Genomic DNA, 1636 nt, shown 5'->3' on the forward strand with positions numbered 1-1636 from the left:
AAGAAACTTCAGAATGATATTTGGGAGTTTCGTACAAAATACGCAGGACTTCAAATAAGGCTACTTGCATTTTGGGACAAGACAGATAGCAAAGAAACTTTGGTAGTTGCGACCCATGGTTTCATAAAAAAGATTGACAAAGTTCCAAAAAACGAAATCAACCGGGCAGTAAGATTAAAGGACGAGTATTTCAAAAACAAACAAAAAAAATAACCACATGGCAACTAAACAAATCAAGACTTATTCCCTTGCTGAGATGAAGGACAAATATATTGGCAAAGTTGGCACGACAGATCGTGACGAATATGAATATGAACTTCGAATGGATGTTTTGGGAAAAATGATTAAAACTGCAAGGCAAGAAAGACATTTGACACAAGAAGAACTTGGGAAACTTATTGGGGTACAGAAAGCCCAAATTTCCAAACTTGAAAGCAGTGCCAACAGTGCGACAATTGATACCATCTTGAAGGTTTTTAAAGCATTAAAAGCAGAGATAAATTTCAATGTAAAGCTTGAAGATAACTTTATTAAGCTCACATGATATAAAAAAAAGTCAAACCCTTATTTCAAGCAACTTTCGCTATTTTATCGAATTTTAGAAGGTAATCTTGGGAAATTGGTAAATCAAATTTTTTGGTAAAAACTAAAAAAGACCTTCTGAATGATTACATCCGAAAGGTCTTTTAAAAACAAAAACTAAGAATTTTCTATTTCACCACTTTTTCCACCACCAAGTTATGGTTGGTATAAATGCAGACATCGGCAGCGATGCCGAGGCTTTCTCTGACCATTTCTTCTGCAGTAAGTTGGGGCGCAAATTTCTTGAGGGCTCTGGCGGCTGATTGTGCATACATGCTTCCCGAACCGATAGAAGCGATCTCCATATCGGGTTCGATCACATCGCCGTTACCTGAAATAATAAGAATATCCACCGCATCCGCCACGATCATCATGGCTTCGAGTTTGCTGAGCATACGGTCTGTCCGCCATTCTTTGGCGAGTTCGACTGCAGCTCTTTTCATGTTGTTGCCATAGGCACCCATCTTTTCCTCGAATTTCTCCAAGAGCGTAAATGCATCAGCCGTAGAGCCTGCAAATCCTGTGACGATTTTTCCGCCCTGTAATTTTCTGATTTTATTGACTGTGCTTTTTGCAATTGTATTGCCCAAGGTAGCCTGACCGTCTGCACCGATGACTACTTCCCCGTTGTGTTTGATTGCGACTACGGTTGTTGATTTTATTTTTTCCATTATTATTAGACAAGAGATATGAGACGTAAGACATGAGATTGAAGACTGAAGGTGGCATCCCGACACCTTTTCAACCTTTTAACTTTTAAAACTTTATAACCTCAATAAGTATACAAAAGCAAAAAGTCCTGAGCAAACAGGACTTTTTGACAGTATTTTTATTTTTGTTAGATCAACATCCTGACGGGATCTTCAAGAAGTCCTTTTAATGTCAGCAAGAAAGCTGAACCCACTGCTCCATCCACTACCCTATGGTCGCAGGAAAGCGTCACTTTCATGATATTTCCTATCTGCATCTGACCGTTTTTCACAATGACGGTTTCTTTGATCCCGCCGACAGCCAAAATACAGGCATCCGGGGGATTGATGATCGCTGTGAATTC

The 1636-nt window shown here is 39.4% G+C and carries 4 protein-coding genes; 2 read left to right on the forward strand and 2 right to left on the reverse strand.

All coding sequences use genetic code 11. The annotated features are described in order from the left end of the window. Positions 1-213 (forward strand): type II toxin-antitoxin system RelE/ParE family toxin (locus ACZFYI_RS20130; RefSeq protein ID WP_462525908.1); only part of this gene is annotated, 213 nt, incomplete at its 5' end. A gap of 4 nt (positions 214-217) precedes the next feature. Next, entirely contained in the window at positions 218-544 is a 327-nt protein-coding gene (locus ACZFYI_RS20135) for a helix-turn-helix domain-containing protein (RefSeq protein ID WP_462525909.1), read from the forward strand. A gap of 166 nt (positions 545-710) precedes the next feature. On the opposite strand, the gene hslV is transcribed toward ACZFYI_RS20135, so the two are convergent. Further along, entirely contained in the window at positions 711-1253 is a 543-nt protein-coding gene (gene hslV, locus ACZFYI_RS20140) for an ATP-dependent protease subunit HslV (protein WP_113924262.1), read from the reverse strand. A 167-nt stretch (positions 1254-1420) separates the two neighbouring features. After that, positions 1421-1636 (reverse strand): 2-oxo acid dehydrogenase subunit E2 (locus tag ACZFYI_RS20145; protein WP_462525910.1); only part of this gene is annotated, 216 nt, incomplete at its 5' end.

Source organism: Aquiflexum sp., from assembly GCF_977115555.1.

Coding starts and splice junctions, on each gene's coding strand:
- ACZFYI_RS20135 (WP_462525909.1), top strand. CDS start 218: ATGGCAACTAAACAAATCAAGACTTATTCCCTTGCTGAGATGAAGGAC.
- hslV (WP_113924262.1), bottom strand. CDS start 1,253: ATGGAAAAAATAAAATCAACAACCGTAGTCGCAATCAAACACAACGGG.